The organism is Variovorax sp. UMC13, assembly GCF_014170375.1.
Lineage (GTDB): Bacteria > Pseudomonadota > Gammaproteobacteria > Burkholderiales > Burkholderiaceae_C > Variovorax.
Map to the genome: position 1 here is coordinate 136,369 of NZ_LZZW01000007.1, position 23,388 is coordinate 159,756.

24 protein-coding genes are annotated in these 23,388 nt (G+C 68.4%); 8 read left to right on the forward strand and 16 right to left on the reverse strand.

Annotated features, from left to right (window positions below; genetic code table 11):
- The first annotated feature begins 1 nt into the window (after position 1).
- Positions 2-547, forward strand: a complete 546-nt coding sequence (locus A9977_RS04200) for an MOSC domain-containing protein (protein ID WP_183023626.1) — start codon at positions 2-4, stop codon at positions 545-547.
- On the forward strand, positions 544-1,023 hold the full coding sequence (locus A9977_RS04205) for a GNAT family N-acetyltransferase (protein ID WP_183023627.1): 480 nt from the start codon (positions 544-546) through the stop codon (positions 1,021-1,023). The genes A9977_RS04200 and A9977_RS04205 overlap by 4 nt, the downstream gene beginning before the upstream one ends.
- Before the next feature lie 62 nt (positions 1,024-1,085).
- Here the strand turns inward: A9977_RS04205 and A9977_RS04210 are convergent, their stop codons facing one another.
- Genes A9977_RS04210 through A9977_RS04230 form a run of 5 tightly spaced genes read right to left on the reverse strand, consistent with a single transcriptional unit; the run spans position 1,086 to position 6,614 of the window.
- Positions 1,086-2,357: an acyl-CoA dehydrogenase family protein gene (locus A9977_RS04210; RefSeq protein WP_183023628.1), complete on the reverse strand. Its 1,272-nt coding sequence runs from the start codon at positions 2,355-2,357 to the stop codon at positions 1,086-1,088.
- A gap of 37 nt (positions 2,358-2,394) precedes the next feature.
- Complete coding sequence (locus A9977_RS04215) at positions 2,395-3,486, reverse strand: phosphotransferase (RefSeq protein ID WP_183023629.1); 1,092 nt, start codon at positions 3,484-3,486, stop codon at positions 2,395-2,397.
- A gap of 22 nt (positions 3,487-3,508) precedes the next feature.
- On the reverse strand, positions 3,509-4,228 hold the full coding sequence (locus A9977_RS04220) for a Crp/Fnr family transcriptional regulator (RefSeq protein WP_183023630.1): 720 nt from the start codon (positions 4,226-4,228) through the stop codon (positions 3,509-3,511).
- 60 nt (positions 4,229-4,288) lie between these two features.
- Positions 4,289-5,068: an oxepin-CoA hydrolase, alternative type gene (locus tag A9977_RS04225; RefSeq protein ID WP_183023631.1), complete on the reverse strand. Its 780-nt coding sequence runs from the start codon at positions 5,066-5,068 to the stop codon at positions 4,289-4,291.
- Positions 5,069-5,093: 25 nt separating this feature from the next.
- Positions 5,094-6,614: a 3-hydroxyacyl-CoA dehydrogenase gene (locus A9977_RS04230; protein ID WP_183023632.1), complete on the reverse strand. Its 1,521-nt coding sequence runs from the start codon at positions 6,612-6,614 to the stop codon at positions 5,094-5,096.
- Between the two features lie 82 nt (positions 6,615-6,696).
- On the opposite strand from A9977_RS04230, the gene A9977_RS04235 reads away from it, so the two are divergent.
- On the forward strand, positions 6,697-8,988 hold the full coding sequence (locus A9977_RS04235; RefSeq protein WP_183023633.1) for a FimV family protein: 2,292 nt from the start codon (positions 6,697-6,699) through the stop codon (positions 8,986-8,988).
- A 42-nt stretch (positions 8,989-9,030) separates the two neighbouring features.
- On the opposite strand, the gene A9977_RS04240 is transcribed toward A9977_RS04235, so the two are convergent.
- The 3 genes from A9977_RS04240 to lexA form a co-directional block, all read right to left on the reverse strand.
- The gene (locus A9977_RS04240) at positions 9,031-10,038 is read right to left on the reverse strand and encodes a D-2-hydroxyacid dehydrogenase family protein (RefSeq protein WP_183023634.1); all 1,008 of its coding nucleotides are present in this window, start codon (positions 10,036-10,038) and stop codon (positions 9,031-9,033) included.
- 135 nt (positions 10,039-10,173) lie between these two features.
- A complete protein-coding gene (locus A9977_RS04245) occupies positions 10,174-10,536 on the reverse strand; it encodes a hypothetical protein (protein ID WP_183023635.1) in 363 nt (120 codons plus the stop codon).
- A 120-nt stretch (positions 10,537-10,656) separates the two neighbouring features.
- On the reverse strand, positions 10,657-11,331 hold the full coding sequence (lexA, locus tag A9977_RS04250) for a transcriptional repressor LexA (RefSeq protein WP_183023636.1): 675 nt from the start codon (positions 11,329-11,331) through the stop codon (positions 10,657-10,659).
- Positions 11,332-11,403: 72 nt separating this feature from the next.
- Here lexA and A9977_RS04255 point away from each other — a divergent pair, with 72 nt between their 5' ends.
- A complete protein-coding gene (locus A9977_RS04255) occupies positions 11,404-12,396 on the forward strand; it encodes an asparaginase (protein ID WP_183023637.1) in 993 nt (330 codons plus the stop codon).
- An 18-nt stretch (positions 12,397-12,414) separates the two neighbouring features.
- Here the strand turns inward: A9977_RS04255 and adk are convergent, their stop codons facing one another.
- From adk to A9977_RS04285, 6 genes are all read right to left on the reverse strand, one after another.
- Positions 12,415-13,071 (reverse strand): adenylate kinase, encoded by a 657-nt coding sequence (gene adk / locus A9977_RS04260; protein WP_183023638.1) that lies wholly within the window; start codon positions 13,069-13,071, stop codon positions 12,415-12,417.
- 124 nt (positions 13,072-13,195) lie between these two features.
- Positions 13,196-13,966 (reverse strand): 3-deoxy-manno-octulosonate cytidylyltransferase, encoded by a 771-nt coding sequence (gene kdsB, locus A9977_RS04265; RefSeq protein ID WP_183023639.1) that lies wholly within the window; start codon positions 13,964-13,966, stop codon positions 13,196-13,198.
- 60 nt (positions 13,967-14,026) lie between these two features.
- Positions 14,027-14,209, reverse strand: coding sequence for a Trm112 family protein (locus A9977_RS04270; RefSeq protein ID WP_183023640.1), 183 nt, complete (start codon positions 14,207-14,209; stop codon positions 14,027-14,029).
- Entirely contained in the window at positions 14,190-15,170 is a 981-nt protein-coding gene (lpxK, locus tag A9977_RS04275; protein WP_183023641.1) for a tetraacyldisaccharide 4'-kinase, read from the reverse strand. Before lpxK ends, A9977_RS04270 begins: the two co-directional genes overlap by 20 nt.
- A 1-nt stretch (position 15,171) precedes the next feature.
- The gene (locus tag A9977_RS04280) at positions 15,172-15,597 is read right to left on the reverse strand and encodes a biopolymer transporter ExbD (RefSeq protein ID WP_183023674.1); all 426 of its coding nucleotides are present in this window, start codon (positions 15,595-15,597) and stop codon (positions 15,172-15,174) included.
- 19 nt (positions 15,598-15,616) lie between these two features.
- Positions 15,617-16,249, reverse strand: a complete 633-nt coding sequence (locus A9977_RS04285) for a MotA/TolQ/ExbB proton channel family protein (protein ID WP_183023642.1) — start codon at positions 16,247-16,249, stop codon at positions 15,617-15,619.
- 312 nt (positions 16,250-16,561) lie between these two features.
- Here A9977_RS04285 and xseA point away from each other — a divergent pair, with 312 nt between their 5' ends.
- Both xseA and A9977_RS04295 read left to right on the forward strand, forming a co-directional pair.
- Positions 16,562-17,872 carry an exodeoxyribonuclease VII large subunit gene (gene xseA, locus A9977_RS04290; RefSeq protein ID WP_183023643.1) on the forward strand — a complete coding sequence of 437 codons (1,311 nt, stop codon included), beginning with the start codon at positions 16,562-16,564 and terminating at the stop codon, positions 17,870-17,872.
- Between the two features lie 49 nt (positions 17,873-17,921).
- Positions 17,922-18,503 (forward strand): superoxide dismutase, encoded by a 582-nt coding sequence (locus A9977_RS04295; RefSeq protein WP_183023644.1) that lies wholly within the window; start codon positions 17,922-17,924, stop codon positions 18,501-18,503.
- A gap of 69 nt (positions 18,504-18,572) precedes the next feature.
- On the opposite strand, the gene A9977_RS04300 is transcribed toward A9977_RS04295, so the two are convergent.
- Positions 18,573-19,034 (reverse strand): DUF192 domain-containing protein, encoded by a 462-nt coding sequence (locus A9977_RS04300; RefSeq protein WP_183023645.1) that lies wholly within the window; start codon positions 19,032-19,034, stop codon positions 18,573-18,575.
- A 132-nt stretch (positions 19,035-19,166) separates the two neighbouring features.
- A complete protein-coding gene (locus A9977_RS04305; RefSeq protein ID WP_183023646.1) occupies positions 19,167-19,493 on the reverse strand; it encodes a cell envelope biogenesis protein TolA in 327 nt (108 codons plus the stop codon).
- Between the two features lie 209 nt (positions 19,494-19,702).
- On the opposite strand from A9977_RS04305, the gene icd reads away from it, so the two are divergent.
- Together icd and A9977_RS04315 are read left to right on the forward strand one after the other, a co-directional pair.
- Entirely contained in the window at positions 19,703-20,962 is a 1,260-nt protein-coding gene (gene icd / locus A9977_RS04310) for an NADP-dependent isocitrate dehydrogenase (RefSeq protein WP_183023647.1), read from the forward strand.
- Positions 20,963-21,136: 174 nt separating this feature from the next.
- A complete protein-coding gene (locus A9977_RS04315; RefSeq protein WP_183023648.1) occupies positions 21,137-23,374 on the forward strand; it encodes an NADP-dependent isocitrate dehydrogenase in 2,238 nt (745 codons plus the stop codon).
- The last annotated feature ends 14 nt before the right edge of the window (positions 23,375-23,388 follow it).

Genomic DNA, 23,388 nt, shown 5'->3' on the forward strand with positions numbered 1-23,388 from the left:
GATGGCGGGCGCCACGGTGAGCGCGGTGCATCGCAGCACGCTGCACAGCTTCTCCAAGTTCACCGAGCCCGCGATCCGACTGATCGCGGGGCTGGGTGTCGAGGACGACGCACATGCCGGCACCACGGTCCAGCACCGCTCGCGCGTCGCGCGCAACCCGGGCGCCCCCAACCTGCGGCAGGTGCACCTGATCCACGCCGAGCTGTTCGACGAGCTCATGGCCGCGGGCTTCGCGGTCTGGCCCGGGGACCTGGGCGAGAACCTCACGACGCAGGGCATCGCGCTGCTGGAACTGCCCACCGGCACGCGGCTGCACATCGGCGCGGACGCCGTGGTCGAGCTCACCGGGCTGCGCAACCCCTGCAGCCAGATCGACCGCTTCCAGCGCGGCCTGATGGCCGCCACGCTGGCGCGCGACGCCCGGGGCGAACTGGTGCGCAAGGCGGGCGTGATGGCCGTGGTGTGCCAAGGCGGGGAGGTCCGCGCCGGTGATGCCATTCGAATCGAAATGCCGGCGGCCGACGCCCGGCGACTGGAGCCTGTGTGATCGATATCGTCCTGGCCGACTACGGCCATCCTGTCCACGCCGCGGCGTTGGTGAATCTGCTCGATGCCTATGCGCGCGATCCGGCCGGCGGCGGCCAGCCGCTGAGCGACACGGTGCGCGCGGGCCTGCCGGCCGCGCTCGCGGCGCGGCCACAGGCCTTCAGCGTGCTGGCCTTCGACGGTGCGCAGGCGGTCGGCCTGATCAACTGCATCGAGGGCTTCTCCACCTTTGCCTGCCGTCCGCTGGTGAACGTGCACGACGTGGTGGTGGCGGCCAGCCATCGCGGCCAGCGCATCACGCAGCGCATGCTCGCGCGCGTGGAGGCAGAGGCCGTGGCGCGCGGCGCCTGCAAGCTCACGCTGGAGGTGCTGCAGGGCAATGCGCCGGCGGTGCGCGCCTACGAGCGCGAAGGCTTCGCGGGCTACCAGCTCGATCCGGCCTTCGGCTCGGCGCTGTTCATGCAGAAGCCGCTCTAGCACGGGCGCAAAAAAAGCCGCCGGCGCAGCAAGGCGCGGGCGGCTTCACGGCCTCGGGTGGATCAGAAGCGCGTGACGGGCGGCTCGATCTCGCGCTTGTCGGCGGCGTAGCGGCCCAGCTCCCACTTGGCGATCGCATTGCGGTGCACTTCGTCCGGACCGTCGGCGAAGCGCAGCGTGCGGGCGTGTGCGTAGGCGTTGGCGAGCGGGAAGTCGTCGGACATGCCGCCGCCGCCATGGACCTGCATGGCCCAGTCGATCACCTGGCAGGCCATCGACGGCGCCACCACCTTGATCATCGCGATCTCGTTCTTCGCGACCTTGTTGCCAGCCACGTCCATCAGCCAGGCGGCCTTGAGCGTGAGCAGGCGCGCCATGTCGATCTTGCAGCGCGCTTCGGCGATGCGTTCCTGCGTGACGGTCTGCGAGGCGACGGTCTTGCCGAAGGCCACGCGAGAGGAGGCGCGGCGGCACATCAGCTCGAGCGCGCGCTCGGCCAGGCCGATCAGGCGCATGCAGTGGTGGATGCGTCCCGGGCCGAGGCGCCCCTGGGCGATCTCGAAGCCGCGGCCTTCGCCCAGCAGGATGTTGTCGACCGGCACGCGCACGTTCTCGAAGGTCATCTCGACGTGGCCGTGCGGCGCATCGTCGTAGCCCATCACGTTGAGCGGGCGGATCACCTTGATGCCGGGTGCGTCGGCCGGCACGATCACCATGCTCTGCTGCGAATGCCGGGCCGCTTCGGGGTCGGTCTTGCCCATGGTGATGTAGACCGCGCAGCGCGGGTCGGCGGCGCCGGAGATCCACCACTTGCGGCCGTTGATCACGTACTCGTTGCCCTGGCGCTCGATGCGGGTGGCGATGTTGGTCGCATCGCTCGAGGCCACGTCGGGCTCGGTCATGGCGAAGGCCGAGCGGATCTGGCCTTCGAGCAGCGGCTTGAGCCAGCGCGCCTTGATGGCTTCCGAGCCGTAGCGTGCGATGGTCTCCATGTTGCCGGTGTCGGGTGCCGAGCAGTTGAAGGCTTCCGAGGCCCATGGCACCCGGCCCATGATCTCGGCCAGCGGCGCGTATTCCTGGTTGGTCAGGCCGGCACCTTCGTAGCCCGAGGCGGCCGCGCTGTCGACCGGCAGGAACAGGTTCCACAGGCCCTGGGCCTTGGCCTTCTCCTTGACCTGCTCCACGGTCTTGAGCGCGCTCCAGCGCTTGCCCGCGGCCGTGTTGGCGGCCAGCTCGGCCGTGTAGGCGGCCTCGGCCGGATAGATGTGCTCGTCCATGAAAGCGCTCACGCGCTTCTGCAAGTCCTGGGTCTTGGCGGAATACTCGAAGTCCATTGGTCGTCTCCTGGGGTGAACGGTTGAATCTCGGCGCTCAGGCCTTGCTGGCGAAGGCCCAGGCCATCTCGGCCATGGGACGCGCGCCGCGGCCCGATGCCACCGCCTGTTCGCTCGAGGCGGTGCCGGCCTCGACCCGCTTGGCGATGCCCTGCAGGATGGCCGCCATGCGGAACAGGTTGTAGGCGAGGTAGAAATTCCAGTCGGGCGCCAGCGCTTCGGGCGTGGTCAGGCCGGTGCGCTCGCAGTAGCGGCGGATGTAGGCGTTCTGCGTGGGGATGCCCAGGCTTTCGACGTCGAGCCCGCCGATGCCGCGGAAGGCGCCGGGCGCGATGTGCCAGGACATGCAGTGGTAGCTGAAGTCGGCCAGCGGATGGCCCAGCGTCGACAGCTCCCAGTCGAGCACGGCGATGGCGCGCGGCTCGGTCGGGTGGAACATCACGTTGTCGAGCCGGTAGTCGCCGTGCACGATCGAGGTCATCGATGCATCGCGCGCGCTCGCGGGCATGTGGGCGGGCAGCCATTCCATCAGCCGGTCCATCTCGGGGATGGGCTCGGTGATCGAGGCGACGTACTGCTTGCTCCAGCGGCCGATCTGGCGCTCGAAGTAGTTGCCGGGCTTGCCGTAGTCGGCCAGGCCGCGCTCGGCGAACTTCACCTTGTGCAGGGCCGCGATCACGCGGTTGAGCTCGTCGTAGATCGCGCCGCGCTCGGCGGTGTCCATGCCGGGCAGGGCCTGGTCCCAGAGCACGCGGCCCTGCTTGAACTCCATCACGTAGAAGGCGCGGCCGATGACCGATTCGTCTTCGCACAGGCAGTGCATCTGCGGCACCGGCACGTCGGTGCCGGCGAGCCCGCTCATCACCTTGAACTCGCGCTCGATCGCATGGGCCGAGGGCAGCAGCTTGGCGACCGGGCCCGGCTTGGCGCGCATCACGTAGCTCTGCATGGGCGTGACCAGCTTGTAGGTCGGGTTGGACTGGCCGCCCTTGAACATCTCCACCGTCAGCGGACCCTTGAAGCCGTCTAGGTTCGCTTCGAGCCATGCGGCGAGCGTGTCGACGTCGAAGGCGTGCTGCTGCGAGACCGCGCGGGTGCCGATGAAGTTGCTGAAGTCCTGCTGGGTCATGGGGTGGGGAAGGGGTTCGTCGTCAAAGATCGGCTTCGGACAGGCGCATGAGCCCGGCCCGGTCGAGCACCACCAGGCCGCCCTGTTCGATGCGGATGATGTGCTCGCGCTCCATGGCCTTGAGCTCCTGGTTGACGCGCTGGCGCGAGGCGCCCAGCAGCTGCGCCAGTTCTTCCTGCGCCAGATGCAGGCCGATGCGCATGTGGCTGCCGTCGTCCAGCGCCGGGGCGCCGTAGCTGCGCACCAGGTGCGTGAGCTGCTTGGCCAGGCGCGCGCGCAGGGGCAGGGTGTTGAGGTCCTCGACCAGGCCGAAGAGCTGGCGGATGCGCCGCGCCTGCAGGCGCATCAGCGCTTCGTAGAGCTCCACGTGGTTGGCCAGGATCTTCTGGAAGTCGGCGCGCGCCACGTTGAGCGTGGTGGTGTCGCCGTGCGCATAGGCATCGTGGGTGCGCCGGTCCCCGTCGAACATCGCCACGTCGCCGAACCAGATGCCCGGCTCGACGTAGGTCAGCGTCACCTGCTTGCCCGACACCGTCGTCGAGCTCACGCGGACCGCGCCCCGGGCGCACGCGATCCATTGCTCGGGCGGGTCGCCGCGGGCGCAGAGCAGATCGCCGTCCTTGTGACGTTTGACGTAGGCGCATCGGAGGATGTCGTGTCGCAGTGAGGGAGAAAGAGAAGAGAACCAGCGACCGTTGTTGATCGCCTCGCGTTCGTCGATGGTAAGAATGGGCTCGTCCATAGGTCTGTCCTGTCGGCGACTGAAGTTGGCAAAGATGTCTCGGGAGCGACGCGTGTCAGCTCACGCGTAGCGGGGCTTCTGCTTGGCGAGGAAGGCCTCGATGCCGATCCCCGCGTTGGGATGGTGCAGGTTGCGCACGAACTGGTCGCGCTCCTGCGCGAGCTGCGTCGACAGCGCGTTGCCGCGCGCCTCGTTGAGCAGGTCCTTGATGCTGGCCAGCGCATTGGGCGCCTTGCCGTCCAGGTGGGCCGCGAGCCGCAGCGCGGCCGACAGCGCCTGGCCGGTGTCGGCCAGCTCGTTGACCAGGCCGGCCGCATGCAGGCGCGGCGCGGCGATGCGCTCGCCGCCCATGAGCCATTCGGTGGCCAGCTGGCGCGGCAGCGCCTGCGCCAGGTGCCAGCTCATGCCGCCGTCGGGCGAGAGGCCGACGTTGATGTACGAGGCAGCGAACACCGCATCGCGCGCCGCCACGACCAGGTCGCAGGCCAGCGCCAGCGAGAAGCCGGCACCGGCGGCCGCGCCCTCGACCGCCGCGATCACCGGCTTGGGGAAGGTGCGGATCGCATCGATCCAGTTGTGCAGGCCTTCGATCGACTCGGCCTGCACCGAAGCGGGCTGCTGCCGGTTGGCCTGCAGCCGCTGCAGCGAGCCCCCGGCACAGAACCACGGGCCTTCGCCCACGATGACCACGCTGCGGATGTCGGCGCTGTTCTCGGCGCCGTTGAGGGCCTCGACGCCGGCCGCATAAATGGCCGGATCGAGCGCATTGCGCAGCGAGGGGTTGGAGAGGGTCAGCACCATCGTGCTGCCTTCGGTCGTGCTCTTGAGTTCGGCGGTCATGCTGTCTCCGGTCCGGTCTATGGCTTCATTCTTCTTCGTGCATCAGGCTCAGGCCCAGCGCGCCGCGCCGGCGCAGCCAGGGGCTCGGGCGATAGCGCGGGTCGCCGTAGACGGTCTGCAGGTTGAACAGCACCTCCAGCATGTTGGTCGGGCCGTACAGGTCGCCCATTGCGAGCGGGCCGCGCGGATAGCCCAGGCCCAGGCGCACCGCGGTCTCGAGGTCGGCCGGCGAGCAGACGCGCTGCTGGCACATGTCGGCCGCGATGTTGACGATGGTGCCGACCACGCGCTGCGTCACGAAGCCGCCGCTGTCGCGGATGACGCTCACCGCCTTGCCGTCGCGCGCGAACAGGGCGTGCGCCGCATCGCGCATGTCGCGCCGGGTCGCGGGGTTGGTGGCCAGCACGCGGCGCTTGGTCGCGGCATCGTCGATCATCAGGTCGATGCCCACGGTACGCGTCGCATCGAGGCGCTCGACCGCGGCCACGGTGGTCACGTCGAAGCCCAGCGGTGCGACCAGGATCAGTGCGAGCGAGGAGGGCGCGGCACCGGTTTCGATCTGCGCGCCCAGCGTATGGACCAGCTTGAGCAGCTCGGCGCGGCGGGCCGCGCGCGGCGACACCCAGACCGGCGGCAGCACATCGACCGTGGGCGCCGCGGGTTCGGGCGTGACTTGCGCCGTGCCGTCCACGTAGCGGTAGAAACCTTCGCCGGTCTTGCGGCCCAGCGCGCCTGCGGCCAGGCGCTGCGCGGTGATCACGCTGGGGCGGTAGCGCGGTTCCTCGTAGTACTGGCGGTAGATCGATTCCATCACCGGATGCGAGACGTCCAGCGCCGTGAGGTCCATGAGCTCGAAGGGGCCGAGGCGGAAGCCGGCCTGGTCCCGGAGGATGCGGTCGACCGTCGCGAAATCGGCCACGCCTTCGCCCACGATGCGCAGCGCCTCCGTGCCGAAGCCGCGCCCCGCATGGTTGACGATGAAGCCGGGCGTGTCCTGCGCCTGCACCGCGCTGTGGCCCATCTGGGCCGCATAGCCCGCCAGTTGCTTCAGCACGGCGGCATCGGTCTTGAAGCCTGCGACGACTTCGACCACCTTCATCAGCGGCACCGGATTGAAGAAATGGAAGCCGGCGATCCGCTCCGGGTGCGCGAGCCCGGCCGCGATGGCGGTGACCGAGAGCGACGAAGTGTTGGTCGCGAGCGTGGCCGACGGCGCCACCAGGGCCTCCAGTTCACGGAACAGCTGGCGCTTGACCGCCATGTCTTCGACCACCGCCTCGATGACCAGGTCGCAATCGGCCAGCGCGCCGAGCGACTCGACCGCATGCAGCCGCTCGCTCAACGCCGCCAGTTGGGCCGCGTCGAACTTTCCCTTTTCGTGCAGCTTTTGCCACTGCGCCACGACCGCGCCGCGGCCGCGTTCGGCCGCGCCGGCGAAAGTGTCGAAAATCAGCACGGTGCTGCCGGCCTGCGCCGCGATCTGGGCGATGCCGCGGCCCATGGCGCCGGCGCCGACCACGGCCACTTTGGAATAGTTCACAATCATTTTGATAAAGATCCGGTGTGTAATGGGTAGCGTGACAAACGTGTCAAAATGTGTTTACTTTAGGTTGCCTTCTGGGTTCATCTTGCACTTTCACAAACTCGCGGCGCCCCTGTTTTTACTCGGCTTTGCCCTGCCTTCGATCGCGTTGACGCTCGGCCAGCCGCAGGGTGCCGCGTGGGTCGGGCGTCCGCTCGACCTCGTGATCCCGGTGACGCTGGCCGAAGGTGACAGCCGGGACGCGCTGTGCGCGGAAGTCGAGCTCATGCAGGGCAGCACGCGCGTCGACGATCGACGCGTGACTGTATCTGCAGGCGCAGGCGCGACGCCGGGCACCGTGCGCCTGCATGTGCGTTCGAGCGTGCCCGTCGACGAGCCGGTGCTGCAGCTGACGGTGCGCGCCGGCTGCCAGATGAATTCCTCGCGCCAGTACGTGCTGCTGGCCGACATGCCTTCCGATGTGGGCGTCGTCGGCAGCGCGGAGACGGCCGTCGCGCGCGCCCTGCCTTCCGTCGGTGCTCGCAGCGAGTCTCTCGGCGGCACGCGCAGCGGCGCCTCGTCTTCTTCCTGGGCTTCCGATGCCGACAGCGGCACGGCAGCGCCGCCCGCTCCGGCGCCGCGCGAGCGCGTTCGCCCGCCGGCACCGCGGCCGGCCGTTGCGCGCAACCGCACCGTCGACGCCGGCGAAGCCCGCCGCCCGGTGCAGCGGGCGGCTGCGCCGCGCCGCGCCGTGGCATCGGCCAAGCCACCCGTGGTCGCGGCCGCCGCGCCGGCAGCACCGGCGGTCGCCGCCGTACCGGCCCCTCAGCCCACGGCCAGCGGCGCCCGTCTGCAGCTCGAAGGGCTGGAGCCGACCTCGGTGCGCAACCCTGCTGCTGTGGCGTCGGCGCCGGTGGCCGGGGCTTCGGCCGCGGCACCCCCGGCCCAAGGCGCATCGGCGCCGGCGGCCGTCGACGCCGCGGCTGCCGTGCCGTCCGAGGAGCTGCAGCGCGCCAACGAACGCCTGCAATCCCTCGAGGCGACCCTCAAGACGCTGCGCGAGCAAAGCGCCCAGAACCAGCGCATGCTGATGGAGATGCGCAGCGAACTGGCCGAGGCGCGCGACAGCCGCTACGCCAATCCGCTGGTCTACCTCCTGGTGCTGTTGCTGCTGATCGCGCTCGTCGCCCTGGCCCTGCTGTACCGCCTGGTGCGCAATGGCGGCGATCGGCCCGCATGGTGGGGCGACGCGCCGCTCAAGGACGACGGCGGACCCAGCAACTTTGCGCCCGAGGCGATCGAGCCTCCCGCCGCTGCCGCTGCCGTGCACGGCGTCCCGGATGCCGACGCGCGGCCGGCGGCCCTGGCTGCTGCGAGTGCCGCCAGCGCATCGATCGCCGAGCCCGTGGTGCACAACGTGCATTTCGACGACACGGTGCCGCAGTCGCTGGAACAGGCCGAGCCGCCGGCCCGCTATGTCAACACCGAGGAGCTGTTCGACGTGCAGCAGCAGTCGGACTTCTTCGTCTCGCTGGGCCAGCATGACCAGGCCATCGCCGTCCTCAGCGAGCACATCGCCGACAACCCGGAGACCAGTGCGCTCGCCTACCTGGACCTGCTGCGCATCTACCATTCGCTGGAACGCCGTGAAGACTATGCGCGGGTGGCCGGCGAGTTCGAACGCGCCTTCAATGCCGAGGTGCCGGTGTTCGAGCACTTCGCCGAAGCCGGCAACGGCCTCGAGCACTACCGGGAAGCCCTGGCGCGCATCGAGGCCCACTGGCCCGGTCCTGACACCCTGGGCCTGATCGAGGAACTGGTGTTCCGCAAGCCCGGCGCCCGCGGAGGCGACGAGAGTTTCGATCTGGCGGCCTATCGCGAACTGCTGCTGCTGTACTCGGTGGCCAAGGAGGTCATCGACCCCCACAGCGCGCCGCCGACCCCGGTGACGCCGCTGTCCTTCCTCGACACCCACGATGCGGGGCTGGAGTCGACGATGCTGGAGGTCGACCTGCAGGCGCGCCACGAGATGCAGGAGACCCAGCCGGATGCGCTGAGGGACGCCGCGGTCACGGTGCCAGGCGCCTCGCTGCCATCGATCTACGGCACGCTCGACGAGGGCCTGGCACGCGAGACGGAGCTGGCGGCCATCGGACGCGCACAGCGCGAGGCGGCCAACGGGATCATCGATTTCGACACCACGCTGCTCGCCACGACGGCACCGGCGGCGCTGACGCCCCTGGACCCTTCGCAGCGCCCGACGCCGGCACCGTCCGACTGGCTGTCGTTCGACATCGACACGCCGGCGCCAGCGGCACCGGCGGCACTGCCGGACCTGCAGCTGTTCGACCCGGCCACCGAGGCCGAGATCGCGCCCAAGCCCAAGCGCCGGACCTGAACGGCGCCACCGGGCCCGCAAAGCGGGCGCCGGGGCGGCGCGTCAGCGCCGGACCTGCAGCGCGCCGGGGTTCACGATGTTCGTGGGGTTGCCGCGGATGAAACTCACGACGTTGTCGAAGGCCTGCCCGAAATATTGCTCGTAGCTGTCCTGCTCGACATAGCCGATGTGCGGCGTGCAGATGCAGTTCTCCAGCCGCAGCAGCGCGTGGCCCTGCAGCGGCGGCTCGCTCTCGAACACGTCGATGGCCGCCATGCCCGGGCGCCCGCGGTTCAGGGCCGCGAGCAGGGCATCGGGCTCCACCAGTTCGGCGCGCGAGGTGTTGACGAACAGCGCGGTCGGCTTCATGCGCGAGAGATCCTCCAGCGTCAGGATGCCGCGGGTCTGGTCATTGAGCCGCAGGTGGATGGTCAGCACGTCGGCGGCCGCGAAGAAGGCCTCCCGGCTGGCGGCGACCTGGAAGCCATCCGAGCGCGCCTGGTCCCGGCTCTGGTCGCGGCCCCAGATCAGCACCTGCATGCCGAAGGCCTGGCCATAGCGCGCCACCATGCGCCCGATGCGGCCGTAGCCCCAGATGCAGAGGGTCTTGCCCTTCAGCACCGAGCCCAGGCCGAAGTTGGGCGGCATCGACGCCGACTTGAGGCCCGACTGCTGCCAGGCGCCGTGCTTGAGGTTGCTGATGTACTGGGGCAGGCGACGCATGGCTGCCATGATCAGGGCCCAGGTCAGTTCGGCCGGTGCCAGCGGCGAGCCGCTGCCCTCGGCCACCGCCACACCCTGCTCGGTGCAGGCGCCGATGTCGATGTGGTTGCCGATGCGGCCGGTCTGCGAGATTAGCTTGAGCTTGGGCAGCTTTTCGATCAGCTGCCGCGAGATCTGGGTGCGCTCGCGGATCAGCACGATCACGTCGGCATCCTTGAGCCGCACCGACAGCTGGCCTACGCCCCTGACCGTGTTGGTATAGACCTTCGCCGCATAGGCATCGAGCTTGGCCGCGCATTGCAGTTTGCGCACCGCATCCTGGTAGTCGTCGAGGATCACAATGTTCATGGCGTGTCATTGTGCCTCGCGTCATCCGAAAGCATGCGCATGCGATGGCATTGCGCATCCGTAACGGGATGCACGGCCACGCGGCGGCACGCGCCGATGGCCTCTGGCCCGGCCCTGGCCCGCGCGCCGATCGGCTCAGTGCAGCGCGTGCGGCGGGCGCATGTTCTCGGCTGCCTCGAGCTCGGCGAGGCGATCGAGTTCCGCGCAGACGTCGGCCAGCCGGCCCGAGATCACCAGGCGCCCGGCACGGCGGCCCGGCTGCTGCGCATCGACCGTGCGCACCACCCGCAGCGGACGCGCGACGCGCGATGCGGCGGTGGCCGTGTGCGGCGCATCGTTGTTCTTGGCCGTGCAGGAGGGCCGCACCGCCACATAGTGCAGGTCCGAGTGAAGGTCGATGCCACCGCTGCGGCGCGCGCGTTGGGCCGGCATCCAGCGGCTCGCCAGCGATTGCAGCGGCGAAAGCAGGTCCACGAAAGTGAGCAAAACGAATCCCATGCGAACTCCAGAAGTCAGAGGTTGAACACAGGCAGGATTGCGTCGATCCGGCTGCGACAGGGTGATGGCCTCATGCCATACGCCCGCCACCTGGCGCAGCCGTTGTTGGAAGAAAGAGGCTTACATCAGCATCGTGTTGCGGATCAGGCCGACGGCCAGGCCTTCGATCTCGAAGGGCTCGCCGGGCTGCACCACGATGGTGGGGTAGTCGGGGTTTTCGGCGTGCAGCTCGATCACCGCCTTGTTGCGCTTGAGCCGCTTCACCGTGACCTCGTCGCCCAGCCGGGCCACCACGATCTGGCCGTTGCGCGCTTCCTTGGTGGACTGCACGGCCAGCAGGTCGCCGTCCATGATGCCGGCGTCGCGCATCGACATGCCGCGCACCTTGAGCAGGTAGTCGGGCTGGTGCTGGAACAGCGTGTTCTCGACGTAGTAGGTCTGGTCCACATGCTCCTGCGCCAGGATCGGCGAACCGGCCGCCACGCGGCCGACCAGCGGCAGTGCCAGCTGGGCCATGCCCGGCAGCGACAGCGAGAACTGGTTGTCGCGCGACTGGTTGAGCGAACGCAGCGCATCGCCCTTGAGCCGGATGCCGCGCGAGGTGCCGCTGAGCAGTTCGATCGCGCCCTTGCGCGCCAGTGCCTGCAGATGCTCCTCGGCGGCGTTGGCCGACTTGAAGCCGAGTTCGGCCGCGATCTCCGCGCGGGTCGGCGGCGCGCCTGTCCGCGCGATGGTGGCGCGGATCAGGTCCAGAATCTGCTGCTGACGGGCGGTAAGCTTGACGGCGAACTGCATGGTGAATCTCCTTGGTACTGTCTGTTTATCCAGTGCCTGTATTTTTAAACAGTTTTCCGGACTTTGCAAGCCATGGTGACAAAAAGTGAATCGACGCCGTGCGTGGTGGTGCTTGGCACCGGCGGCACGATCGCCGGGCAGGCGGCCTCCGCAGGCGACAACCTCGGCTATGTCGCCGGGCAGATCGGTGTGGAGGCATTGGTGCAGCAACTGTCCCTGCCCGACGGATTGGCGCTGAAGAGCGAGCAGGTGGCCCAGCTGGACAGCAAGGACATGGACTTCGCGGTGTGGCAGGCGCTGACAGCGCGCTGCAACGAGTGGCTGGCGCGCGACGAGGTGCTCGGCGTGGTGATCACGCACGGCACCGACACGCTCGAGGAAACCGCCTTCTTCCTGCATTCGGTGTTGGCGCCCACCAAGCCGGTGGTGCTGACCTGTGCCATGCGCCCGGCCACCGCGCTGGCGCCCGACGGGCCGCAGAACCTGCGCGACGCGATCGCGGTGGCCGCGACGCCGGGCGCGTCCGGCGTGATGGCTGCCTGTGCCGGCACGGTGCACGGCGCCCTGGACGTACAGAAGGTCCATACCTACCGCCTCGACGCCTTTGCTTCGGGCGACGCCGGCCCGCTGGGCTATGTGGAGGAGGGGCAGGTGCGCTGGCTGCGTCCAGGGCGGGCGCGTGAGGCGGAAGCGCCCGCGCGGCTGGCGCGGGTCGGGCAGACAGCCGTCGCGGACTGGCCGCGTGTCGAGATCCTCATGAGCCACGCCGGCGCGGGCGGGCGCCTGGTCGAGGCCTTGCTGCAGGAACGCCGCTCAGGCGCCGCCGATGCGGTGCAGGGCCTGGTGCTGGCGGCCACGGGCAACGGCTCGCTGCATCAGGCGCTGGAGGCCGCGGCCGTGAAGGCACAGGAAGAGGGCGTGGCGGTGCTGCGCGCCACCCGTTGCAGCGAAGGCCGGATCCTGGCCACGCCGGATGCGGCGCTGCGCGATGCCGGCGCCCTCACGCCGGTGAAGGCGCGCATCGCCTTGATGCTGGAGCTGCTGCTGGCCATGCCGGGGGCGTGACGCCGCCCGGCGAATCGATCAGTTGCCGAGGGCGGCCAGCGCGCGCTGGGTGATCTCGTCGACCGTGCCGACGCCGCTGATGGCGCGGTACTTGGGGGCCAGCGCCGGCTCGGCCTGGGCCCAGGCGGCGTAGTAGTCCACCAGCGGGCGGGTCTGCTGGCTGTAGACGTCGAGCCGCTTGCGCACGGTCTCTTCCTTGTCGTCTTCGCGCTGGATCAGGTCTTCGCCGGTCGCGTCGTCCTTGCCTTCGACCTTCGGCGGGTTGAACTTGACGTGGTAGGTACGGCCCGAGGCCGGGTGGGAGCGGCGGCCGCTCATGCGCTCGATGATGTCGCTGAAAGGCACGTCGATCTCGAGCACGTAGTCGAGCTTGACGCCCGCCGCGCGCATCGCGTCGGCCTGCGGCAGGGTGCGCGGGAAGCCGTCGAACAGGAAGCCGCTGGCGCAATCGGGCAGCGCGATGCGCTCCTTCACCAGGTTGATGATCAGGTCGTCGCTCACCAGCGCGCCTGCGTCCATCACGGCCTTGGCCTGCAGGCCCAGCGGCGTGCCGGCCTTGACGGCGGCGCGCAGCATGTCGCCGGTCGAGATTTGCGGAATGTTGTATTTGCGGCAGATGAAAGCGGCTTGCGTGCCTTTACCTGCGCCGGGGGCGCCCAACAAAATCAGTCTCATGGTGTCCTCGGACGGTTCTTAGATTTCTGTCACGCCGTGCACGCCAAAGCGGCCCTCTGCAAGGCGGAGTTGCTTCGAGGATAGCATGCGTTTTTCGTGACGAAATGCCGCGCGGGACAGGGACTCAGCCGCTGGCGAAGAGGGCGCGCACGCGCGCCAGGTCCTCCGGCGTGTCCACGCCCGGGCCCGGGTTGTCCGCGCTGACGTGCACCGCGATGCGAAAGCCGTGCCACAGCGCACGCAGCTGTTCCAGCGCCTCGGTGCTTTCGACCGGGGCCGGCGGCAGGCTCGGAAAGCGCCGGATGAAGCCGGCGCGGTAGCCGTAGATGCCGATGTGGCGCAGCGGCGCCGGGTCGCGCGGCAGGGCCGGCGCGCCAGCGAGCGCCGCGCCGTCGCGCCAGCAGGGAATCGGCGCGCGGCTGAAGTAGAGCGCATGGCCGCGGGCGTCGAGCACCACCTTCACCACGTTGGGATTGGCGAACTCCTCGGTGCTGCCCATCGGGTGGGCCGCGGTGCTCATCACCGCCTCGTCCTGTACCGCCAGCACCCGCGCCACGGCGTCGATCAGCGCGGGGTCGATCAGCGGTTCGTCGCCCTGCACGTTGACCACGATGGCGTCGTCGGCCAGCGCGAGCTGGGTGCAGGCCTCGGCCAGCCGGTCGCTGCCGCTGGGATGGTCGGTGCGCGTGAGCAGGGCCTCGACGCCATGCGCGGCGCAGGCCTCGACGATGCGGCGGTCGTCCGCCGCCACCACCACCCGCGAGGCGCCCGAGGCGCGCGCGCGCTGCGCGACGCGCACCACCATCGGCAGGCCGCCGATGTCGGCCAGGGGCTTGTCGGGCAGGCGTGTGGAGGCCAGCCGCGCCGGGATCAGGACGGTGAAGGGAACGTGCATGGTGACGACAGGAGAAAGGTGCGAAAACCGGAGGAGCGCGCCGCAGTGCCGCGGCGGTCTTCAGAGGCCGAGTTCTTCGTCGGAGAGCGTGCGGGCTTCGTTTTCGAGCAGCACGGGAATGCCGTCGCGCACCGGATAGGCCAGGCGCGCGCTGCGCGAGACCAGCTCGCGCCGCTCGGCATCCCATTGCAGCGGCCCCTTGGTCACGGGGCAAACGAGCAGTTCAAGAAGCTTGGTGTCCATCGAGCGATGATAGCTGCGCATCCAGTGCCGCGAGGAAGGCTGGCTCGGGCGTGAAGCAGAGCGGCACGGCCAGTGCGTCGGGCTGGTGGCGCCAGAGCTTCAGCGCGTCTTTTTCGGTGCACAGCACCGTGGCCTGCGCGGCCGGGACCGGCGCCCAATCCTCGAAGTCATGGTGGTCGGGCAGGGCGATGCAGGACGACGGTGCCAGCTCCTGCCCGCGCAGCATCTCGAAGAAGGCTTCGGGCTTGGCGATCGCGGCGACCGCGATCAGCGGGCGGTCGCGCAAGGTCGACAGCGGCACGGACGTGCCGTCGCTGCGCAGCGCCACGTCGGCCAGCGTGCGCCAGGCGGTGTAGCCCGCGAAGGCCGGATGGGCGCCGGTGTGCAGCACCAGGTCGGCGGGCCGCGGCCAGGGCTCGCGCAAGGGACCGGCCGGCAGCAGCCAGCCATTGCCGATGCCGCGGTCGTCGAACACGCAGATCTCGATGTCGCGCGCCAGCGCCAGGTGCTGCAGCCCGTCGTCGCTGACGAGGACGCGGACCGCCGGGTAGGCCGCGCGCAGGGCCCGCGCGGCCTCGATCCGGCGGCGCGCCACGAACATCGGCGCGCCGGTCGCGCGCCGCACCAGCGCCGGCTCGTCGCCCACGTCGCGTGGATCGCTGTCGGGGCGGACTTCGCGGCAGTCGTCGGTGCGCCGGCCATGGCCGCGCGAGATCACGCCGACCGCGATGCCGCGTGCCTGCAGGTGCTGCACGATGGCCATCACCACCGGCGTCTTGCCAGCGCCGCCCGCCACCACGTTGCCCACCACGATCACCGGCACGTCGATGCGCTCGGTGGCGAGCCAGCCGATCCGGTAGCCCGCGCGGCGCAGCGCCGCCAGCGCGCCGAACAGCAGCGAGACGGGCCACAGCAGGCACGCGAGCGGGCCGCGCGTCAGCCAGGCGCGCTGCAGCGCCAAGTCAGCGCCCCGCCTGCGCGGTCGATTGGGTGGCGAAGGTGATCTGCATCAGCCCGGCGCGGCGCGCGGCCTCCATCACCGTGATCACGCTCTGGTGGGCGGCGCTGGCATCGGCGCTGATGATCACCACGGCCTCGCGGTTGCCGCCGGTCGCGGCGCCCAGGGCGGCCGTGACCGTCTCGACGCTGCGGTCAGGCAGCACATTGCGGTTGATCGAGTAGCGGCCGTCGGCCGACACCGCGACGATCACTTCCTTGGGATGGTCGCGCTGCGCATCGACGTCGGCCACCGGCAGGCGCAGCGGCATCTCGGTGAACTTGCTGTAGGTGGTCGACAGCATCAGGAAGATCAGCACCACCAGCAGCACGTCGATGAAGGGGATCAGGTTGATCTCCGGCTCGTCGCGCGAGCCGTGGCGGAAATGCATGCGACCGGGCTTCATCGCGTCACTTGCGCAGGGCGTTGAGGTGCCGGGCGAAGCGCTCGCCGGCGAGCTCGAGGTTCATCAGGTATTCGTCGACGCGGGTGCGGAAGTAGCGCCAGAAGATCAGCGTGGGAATGGCCACGATCAGGCCGAATGCCGTGTTGTAGAGCGCGATCGAGATGCCGTGCGCGAGTTGGGCCGGGTTGCCCGAACCGACCGCGCCGCCGGCCGGCGATTGCGCGCCGAAGATCTCGATCATGCCGATCACGGTGCCCAGCAGGCCCAGCAGCGGCGCGGCCGAGGCGATGGTCGCCAGCGCCGGCAGCCAGCGCTCCAGCCGGTGCGCCACGGTGCGGCCCGAGGCCTCCATGGCCGCGCGCAGGTCGTCCTCGGCGCAGTGAGGATTGGCGTTGAGCGCGCGAAAGCCTGCGGCCAGCACTTCGCCGAGCGCCGAGTTCTGTTCGAGCTTGGCGACCACGTCGGGGCCGGGGACCGTGTTGCGCGAGACCGTGATGGCTTCGTCGAGCAGCTTGGGCGGCATCACGCGGGAGGTCTTGAGGCTGCTGAAACGCTCGATCACGAGCGCCAATGCGAGCACCGAACAGGCGAGAAGCGGCCAGATGGGCCAACCCGCAGCAACTATGATGGAAAACAAGGAATCCCTCCGGCCCGTGGACTGCAAATGCGCGGCGATTATCACCGAGCGGCGTGACGCGACGGACGGCGCCGCGCTGTAGGCAGCGACGCACAGTTTCTGTGGATAACTTTGTGATTAACTGCGTGAGCAACAGGCGCCAACCCGCATGAACAGGCCCTGTCATTGATTCGACTTAATTTTGAGCAGCTATTTCTCCTTTCAAATCAATGCGTTGCACCACAACCTGTGCGTGCCTGGGCGGCCTTTCGATCCTGCGGGGCGCCGACATCCCGACTGTGGAAGAGTGACGCCGGCCGGCGCCCTCGCGGCATGAGCGGCCGCGAGAATTCCTCGGGCGCCGGGCCGCGCGTCTGGGCCGTCGGCGCCCTGTGCCACGCGGTCGCCGATGCGCTCGATGCGCGCTTCAACCCGGTCACGGTGCGCGGCGAGATCTCGGGCTTCTCCCGGGCCGCCAGCGGCCATTGCTACTTCTCGCTGAAGGACGCCAGCGGCCAGTTGCGTTGCGCCATGTTCCGGCGCGCCGCGAGCCTGGTCGACTTCTCCCCGCGCGAGGGCGACCAGGTCGAGGTGCGCGGCCGGCTGGCGGTCTACGAACCGCGCGGCGACCTGCAGCTCATCGTCGAGAGCCTGACGCGGGCCGGGCAGGGCGCGCTGTTCGAGCAGTTCCTGCAGCGCAAGGCCATGCTGGAAGCCGAAGGCCTGTTCGACCCGGCGCGCAAGCGCGCGCTACCGACCCTGCCGCGCTCGATCGGCCTGGTCACCTCGCTGGGCGCGGCGGCGCTGCACGACGTCGTGACCGCGCTGCGCCGGCGCGTGCCTCACATCCAGGTGGTGCTGGCGCCAGCCGCGGTGCAGGGGGCGGCCGCACCGGCCGAGCTGGTGCGCGCGCTGCGTTCGCTCTATGCGATGCGGGCACCGGTCGACGTGATCCTGCTGGTGCGCGGCGGCGGCTCGATCGAGGACCTCTGGGCCTTCAACGACGAGGCGCTGGCCCGGACCATCGTCGAGAGCCCGGTGCCCGTGATCAGCGGCATCGGCCACGAGACCGACTTCACCATCGCCGATTTCTGTGCCGACCTGCGCGCGCCCACGCCCACGGCCGCGGCCGAGCTGGTGTCGGCGCCGCGCGAGGTGTGGCTGGGCGCGCTCGAGCTGATCGAGCAGAAGCTGCGCGATGCGATCGGCGAGCGCCTCGATGCGCTGGGGCAGCGGCTCGACCTGGCGACCGGCCGCCTGGGCCGCCCGTCGAACGCGGTGCTGCGACAGCAGATGCGCCTGACACACCAGGCGCAACGGCTGCGCTACGCCGTGGCCTCGCAGCGCGAGCGCCTGGCGCTGCGCCAGCAGGCGGTGCAACAGGCATGGCCGACCGCCTGGCAAGGTGGTGTGAACACGCAGGCCGAACGGCTCGATCGATTGGCCGCCCGGCTGCGGCTGCTCGACCCGGCGCAGGTGCTGCAACGCGGCTACGCCTGGCTCGAGAACGCGCAGGGCAGGGCCCTCACGAGCGTCGCGCAGGCACAGCCCGGCGACGCGCTGCGCGCGCGGCTGGCCGACGGCAGCCTCGACCTCACGGTGACGGCGTCCACGACGCGGCGTCCGCCGACGCAGGGGCATTGAATCCTTTCTAGAATCCCCGAGTCCTTCAACCAACCCACGAGCAAAAAACATGGAACACGTTCTTCCTCCTCTCCCGTACGCACTCGACGCACTGGCGCCCGAGTACTCGAAGGAAACCCTCGAGTACCACTACGGCAAGCACCACAACGCCTATGTCGTGAACCTGAACAACCTGCAGAAGGGCACCGAGTTCGAGTCCCTGACGCTCGAAGAGATCGTGAAGAAGGCCAGCGGCGGCATCTACAACAACGCCGCCCAGATCTGGAACCACACCTTCTTCTGGAACTGCATGAAGCCGCAAGGCGGCGCCGCACCGACGGGCGCGCTGGCCAAGGCCATCGACGCCAAGTGGGGCAGCTACGACGCCTTCAAGGAAGCCTTCGTGAAGTCGGCCGTGGGCAACTTCGGTTCGGGCTGGACCTGGCTGGTGAAGAAGGCCGACGGTTCGGTGGACATCGTGAACACCGGCGCCGCCGGCACGCCGCTGACCACCGCCGACACCGCGCTGCTGACCGTCGACGTCTGGGAACACGCCTACTACATCGACTACCGCAACCTGCGTCCGAAGTTCGTCGAGACCTTCCTGGCCAAGCTGGTCAACTGGGAATTCGCCGAGAAGAATTTCGGCTGATCGCCTTCGGGTGACCCATGCAAAAAGCCGGCTCAGCCGGCTTTTTGCATTCTCGGGCGGGAGGGCGCATCAGCGCCGGGCCTGGAAGGGCGCGCCGCTCAGCTTGGCGCCCTTCTTGATGTTCTTCTTGGCGAACCAGCCCTGGTTCATCTCGAGCACGTAGCGCACCGGCTCCTCGGAGCAGTGCGAATCGAGCGTGAGCGGCTGCATGTCGACCAGGTTCACGATGCGGCCATCGTCCGCCACAAAGGCCGCGCTCAGCGGCAGCAGCGTGTTCTTCATCCAGAAGCACTGGGTGCTGGGCTGCTCGAAGACAAACAGCATGCCTTCGGCCTGGGGCATCTCCTTGCGGTACATCAGGCCGGTCTGCTGCTGCTGGGGCGTGAGCGCGACCTGCGCGTCGATCTGGTACATGCCGGCCGAGATCCGGGTGCGCTGCAGGTCCATCTGCGGAACCTGGGCCAAGGCGGAGGTCGCGGACAGACACAGCGCGAGAAGCCCCGAGAGGAGGGCGGGGAGACGCAATGACATGAAATCAGCTTTCTTTGTTCTGACGATCAAACCGAAGCGTAGCAATTGCGCGCGCGCTCTGCCTGACGGGGACCGGACGCGGGCGAAAAAAAAGCGCTCCGAAGAACGCTTTTTTTCAATCGACCGGGTCGATCAGTTGGGCGTGCCGCCTTGGGTCGACTTGCGCTTCACGCTGCCGTCCTTGGCGCGGCGGCGGTTGTCGCGCGTTTCAGCGCGCTTTTCGCCGGCCGTGGCTGCCTTGTCGGTGCCGATGGCGCCGCCTTCAGGCGTCTTGTTGATGTCGCCACCCGCGCCGGCCTTGACCTGGCCTGCGGGCTTGGATGCCACCTTGGCATCGGCACGTGCCTGGGGCTTGGTGTTGGTCACAGCCGACTGTTCAGCCGACGCGCCGGGCGGATTCTGAGCGTAGGCGCCCGCTGCGAAAAGGCCGGCGATCATGACTGCGAGAGCTTTGTTCATTTAGGAATTCCTCGAGAAGTTGGATGAAAACGCCTTCCGCCCAGCAGAAGGTCTGCAAACAACGAAGCCGGTCCGGCGGCGGTTGACAGCGCCTTTGGTTTCATTGCTTGCGTCTAAAATTCTACGGCCTTTACACGCTCATTTCGCATCGCCATTTCAGCGCTGAAAATTCCTTCGGCCACCAACGTTCTCCGGGAGCTCCTCCGCCCATGTCCGACTACCAGCACATCACCGTCCCGACCGAGGGTCACAAGATCACGGTCAACGCCGACAACACGCTGAATGTGCCGGAGCAGCCGATCATTCCGTTCATCGAGGGCGACGGCACCGGACGCGACATCACACCGGTGATGCTCAAGGTGGTCGATGCGGCCGTCGCCAAGGCCTATGGCGGCCAGCGCAGGATCCACTGGATGGAGGTCTTCGCCGGCGAGAAGTCGACCAAGATCTACGGCCCCGACGTCTGGCTGCCCGAGGAAACGCTGCAGGCGGTGCGCGACTACGTGATCTCGATCAAGGGCCCGTTGACCACGCCGGTCGGCGGCGGCATCCGCTCGCTCAACGTGGCGCTGCGCCAGCAGCTCGACCTGTACGTCTGCCTGCGCCCGATCCAGTACTTCAAGGGCGTGCCCAGCCCGGTGAAGGAGCCCGAGAAGACCAACATGGTGATCTTCCGCGAGAACTCCGAAGACATCTATGCCGGCATCGAGTTCGAGGCCGAGAGCGACAAGGCGAAGAAGCTCATCAAGTTCCTGCAGGAGGAGATGGGCGTCCACAAGATCCGTTTTCCCGACACCTCGGGCATCGGCGTGAAGCCGGTCTCGCGCGAAGGCACCGAGCGCCTGGTGCGCAAGGCGATCCAGTACGCGATCGACAACGGCAAGCCCTCGGTCACGATCGTGCACAAGGGCAACATCATGAAGTTCACCGAGGGGAGCTTCCGCGACTGGGCCTACGGCCTGGCGGCCAAGGAGTTCGGCGCCGAGCTGCTGGACGGCGGCCCCTGGATGCGCTTCAAGAATCCCAAGACCGGCAAGGACATCACGATCAAGGACAGCATCGCCGATGCCTTCCTGCAACAGATCCTGCTGCGGCCGGCCGAATACTCGGTGGTCGCCACGCTCAACCTCAACGGCGACTACATCTCCGACGCACTGGCGGCCCAGGTCGGCGGCATCGGCATCGCGCCCGGCGGCAACCTGAGCGACACGGTGGCGATGTTCGAGGCCACGCACGGCACGGCGCCCAAGTACGCGGGCAAGGACTACGTGAACCCCGGCTCCGAGATCCTGTCGGCCGAGATGATGCTGCGGCACATCGGCTGGAAGGAAGCGGCCGACCTGATCATCAGTTCGCTCCAGAAGTCGATCGCCAGCAAGCGCGTGACCTACGACTTCGCCCGCAACATGGAGGGCGCGACCCAGGTCAGCTGCTCGGGTTTCGGGCAGGTGATGATCGACAACATGTGAGGCCGGCCCGCCGCCTCCACGCGTTTTCCTGACGGCCGACAAGGCGCGGTCGCCCTGCACCCGGCAAGCTCATCGAGCGCCCCGACACCGGGTGCGCCCCACAAGCGGCGACAATTGCAAATTCCGGTGAACTCCGGTGAACACAAAGACCATACGAATCAAGGATGTAGGCGCATGAGCACGACGCAACCAACCATCATCTACACGCTGACCGACGAAGCCCCCGCGCTCGCGACCCGCGCATTTCTGCCCATCGTGCGCGCCTTCACGGCGCCGGTCGGCATCGATGTCACGACCAGCGACATTTCCGTCGCGGCCCGCATCCTGGGCCAGTTTCCCGAGGCGCTGACCGACGCCCAGCGCGTGCCGGACAACCTGTCCGAGCTGGGCCGGCTCACGCTGCTGCCCGACACCAACATCATCAAGCTGCCGAACATCAGCGCCTCGGTGCACCAGCTGACCAGCGCGATCAAGGAACTGCAGGCGCGCGGCTACAAGATCCCCGACTACCCCGAAGATCCCAAGACCGACGAGGAAAAGGCCATCCGCGCCAAGTACTCGAAATGCCTGGGCAGCGCCGTGAACCCGGTGCTGCGCGAAGGCAACTCGGACCGCCGCGCCCCCAAGGCGGTCAAGGAATACGCCCGCAAGAACCCGCACAGCATGGGCGAGTGGAGCATGGCTTCGCGCACCCACGTGGCGCACATGAAGCACGGCGACTTCTATCACGGCGAAAAGTCGCTCACCATCGACAAGGCGCGCGACGTCAAGATGGAACTGGTCACCAAGGGCGGCAAGACCATCGTGCTCAAGCCCAAGGTGTCGCTGCTCGACGGCGAGATCATCGACAGCATGTTCATGAGCAAGAAGGCCTTGCTGGCCTTCTACGAGCACGAGATGGAGGACGCGCGCAAGACCGGCGTGATGCTCTCGCTGCACGTCAAGGCCACCATGATGAAGGTGTCGCACCCGATCGTGTTCGGCCACGCGGTGCGCGTCTTCTACAAGGAAGCCTTCGAGAAGCACGGCAAGACCTTCGACGAGCTGGGCGTGAACGTCAACAACGGCATGGTCGACCTGTACACGAAGATTGAGACGCTGCCTTCGACCAAGAAGGAAGAGATCATCCGTGACCTGCACGCCTGCCACGAACACCGCCCCGAGCTGGCGATGGTGGACTCGGCCAAGGGCATCACCAACCTGCACGCGCCCAACGACGTGATCGTCGATGCATCGATGCCCGCCATGATCCGCATCGGCGGCAAGATGTGGGGCGCCGACGGCAAGCCCAAGGACACCAAGGCGGTGATCCCGGAAAGCACCTTTGCCCGGATCTACCAGGAAATCATCAATTTCTGCAAGACCAACGGCAACTTCGACCCGGTGACCATGGGCACCGTGCCGAACGTGGGCCTGATGGCGCAGCAGGCCGAGGAATACGGCTCGCACGACAAGACCTTCGAGGTGTCGGAAGCCGGCCAGGCCAACATCGTCGACCTCGCCACCGGTGAAGTGCTGCTGTCGCAGGAAGTGGAAGCCGGCGACATCTGGCGCATGTGCCAGGTCAAGGACGCCCCGATCCGCGACTGGGTCAAGCTGGCCGTCACGCGCGCCCGCAACTCGGGCATGCCGGCCCTGTTCTGGCTCGACCCGTACCGCCCGCACGAAGCCGAGATGATCAAGAAGGTGCAGAAGTACCTGAAGGACCACGACACCAAGGGCCTGGACATCCAGATCATGTCGCAGGTCCGCGCCATGCGTTACACGCTGGAACGCGTGATCCGCGGCCTGGACACCATCTCGGTGACCGGCAACATCCTGCGCGACTACCTGACCGACCTGTTCCCCATCATGGAACTGGGCACCAGCGCCAAGATGCTGTCGATCGTGCCGCTGATGGCCGGTGGTGGCATGTACGAGACGGGCGCGGGCGGCTCGGCCCCCAAGCACGTCAAGCAGCTGGTCGAGGAAAACCACCTGCGCTGGGATTCGCTGGGCGAATTCCTGGCGCTGGCCGTCTCGCTGGAAGACCTGGGCCTGAAGACCGGCAACGCGCAGGCCAAGGTGCTGGCCAAGACGCTGGACACCGCCACCGGCAAGCTGCTGGACACCAACAAGAACCCGTCGCCCAAGACCGGCCAGCTGGACAACCGCGGCAGCCAGTTCTACCTGGCGCTGTACTGGGCGCAGGAACTGGCCGCCCAGACCGAGGACAAGGCGCTGCAGGCGAAGTTCACCGGCCTGGCCAAGGCACTGGCCGAGGGCGAGCAGAAGATCATCGGCGAACTGCAGGCCGTGCAGGGCAAGCCGGCCGACATCGGCGGTTACTACCTGGTCGACGAGGCCAAGTGCGAGGCCGTGATGCGCCCCAGCGCGACGCTCAACGCGGCGCTCGCAGCCGTCCACGGCTGATCCCGATCGCCGAC

Excerpts from the sequence above, each read along its gene's own strand:
- A9977_RS04200 (WP_183023626.1), top strand. The coding sequence starts at position 2 with ATGGCGGGCGCCACGGTGAGCGCGGTGCATCGCAGCACGCTGCACAGC.
- A9977_RS04210 (WP_183023628.1), bottom strand. The coding sequence starts at position 2,357 with ATGGACTTCGAGTATTCCGCCAAGACCCAGGACTTGCAGAAGCGCGTG.
- A9977_RS04215 (WP_183023629.1), bottom strand. The coding sequence starts at position 3,486 with ATGACCCAGCAGGACTTCAGCAACTTCATCGGCACCCGCGCGGTCTCG.
- A9977_RS04220 (WP_183023630.1), bottom strand. The coding sequence starts at position 4,228 with ATGGACGAGCCCATTCTTACCATCGACGAACGCGAGGCGATCAACAAC.
- A9977_RS04225 (WP_183023631.1), bottom strand. The coding sequence starts at position 5,068 with ATGACCGCCGAACTCAAGAGCACGACCGAAGGCAGCACGATGGTGCTG.
- A9977_RS04230 (WP_183023632.1), bottom strand. The coding sequence starts at position 6,614 with ATGATTGTGAACTATTCCAAAGTGGCCGTGGTCGGCGCCGGCGCCATG.
- A9977_RS04240 (WP_183023634.1), bottom strand. The coding sequence starts at position 10,038 with ATGAACATTGTGATCCTCGACGACTACCAGGATGCGGTGCGCAAACTG.
- A9977_RS04245 (WP_183023635.1), bottom strand. The coding sequence starts at position 10,536 with ATGGGATTCGTTTTGCTCACTTTCGTGGACCTGCTTTCGCCGCTGCAA.
- lexA (WP_183023636.1), bottom strand. The coding sequence starts at position 11,331 with ATGCAGTTCGCCGTCAAGCTTACCGCCCGTCAGCAGCAGATTCTGGAC.
- A9977_RS04255 (WP_183023637.1), top strand. The coding sequence starts at position 11,404 with ATGGTGACAAAAAGTGAATCGACGCCGTGCGTGGTGGTGCTTGGCACC.
- adk (WP_183023638.1), bottom strand. The coding sequence starts at position 13,071 with ATGAGACTGATTTTGTTGGGCGCCCCCGGCGCAGGTAAAGGCACGCAA.
- kdsB (WP_183023639.1), bottom strand. The coding sequence starts at position 13,966 with ATGCACGTTCCCTTCACCGTCCTGATCCCGGCGCGGCTGGCCTCCACA.
- A9977_RS04270 (WP_183023640.1), bottom strand. The coding sequence starts at position 14,209 with ATGGACACCAAGCTTCTTGAACTGCTCGTTTGCCCCGTGACCAAGGGG.
- A9977_RS04280 (WP_183023674.1), bottom strand. The coding sequence starts at position 15,597 with ATGCATTTCCGCCACGGCTCGCGCGACGAGCCGGAGATCAACCTGATC.
- xseA (WP_183023643.1), top strand. The coding sequence starts at position 16,562 with ATGAGCGGCCGCGAGAATTCCTCGGGCGCCGGGCCGCGCGTCTGGGCC.
- A9977_RS04295 (WP_183023644.1), top strand. The coding sequence starts at position 17,922 with ATGGAACACGTTCTTCCTCCTCTCCCGTACGCACTCGACGCACTGGCG.
- A9977_RS04300 (WP_183023645.1), bottom strand. The coding sequence starts at position 19,034 with ATGTCATTGCGTCTCCCCGCCCTCCTCTCGGGGCTTCTCGCGCTGTGT.
- A9977_RS04305 (WP_183023646.1), bottom strand. The coding sequence starts at position 19,493 with ATGAACAAAGCTCTCGCAGTCATGATCGCCGGCCTTTTCGCAGCGGGC.
- icd (WP_183023647.1), top strand. The coding sequence starts at position 19,703 with ATGTCCGACTACCAGCACATCACCGTCCCGACCGAGGGTCACAAGATC.
- A9977_RS04315 (WP_183023648.1), top strand. The coding sequence starts at position 21,137 with ATGAGCACGACGCAACCAACCATCATCTACACGCTGACCGACGAAGCC.